Source organism: Rhizobium sp. 01T444, from assembly GCF_056398305.1.
In genome coordinates, this window is record NZ_JBFTPD010000399.1 from 1 (window position 1) to 525 (window position 525).

1 protein-coding gene is annotated in these 525 nt (G+C 67.2%); it reads left to right on the plus strand.

Annotated features, from left to right (window positions below; translation table 11 throughout):
• A partial coding sequence (locus tag AC1DTN_RS39140) for an EAL domain-containing protein (protein WP_477925629.1) occupies positions 1-525 on the plus strand: 525 nt, incomplete at both ends.

Genomic DNA, 525 nt, shown 5'->3' on the forward strand with positions numbered 1-525 from the left:
GTACGAGGCAGCGAGCGACATCGCAGCGCTGCGCCAGGCCGTGAAGATGCTCCATGCCACGGGCGCGCTTCTGGCGCTGGACGATTTCGGCAACGGTCATTCGAGCCTTCGACTGTGGACCGAACTGAAGCCGGACTTCGTCAAGATCGACCGATTCTTCACCGAAGGCATTGCCGCCAGCGCCGAGAAACTGGAAGTCGTGCGCGCCATCCGCGCCATCGGCGACGCCTTCGGCACTCGACTCGTGGCTGAAGGCATCGAGAACGGCGATGACCTGCGCGTGCTGCGCGACCTGGAGATCGGGTACGGGCAGGGCTATTTCCTCGGCCGCCCCCAGGCCGGGCTCGCGATGGCCGTGCCGGCCGCCGCATTGAATGTCGTGAAAGGCAGCCGCGTGGCCGTCATGCCGCATGCGCAGCAGCAGGCGCGCCCGGGCGCCCTTCGAAGCCTGACGGTCATCCAGGCCGGTGCGATGTCCCCCCGGAGCACCAACGACGAGGTTGCCCTGGCGTTCCAGCGACACAC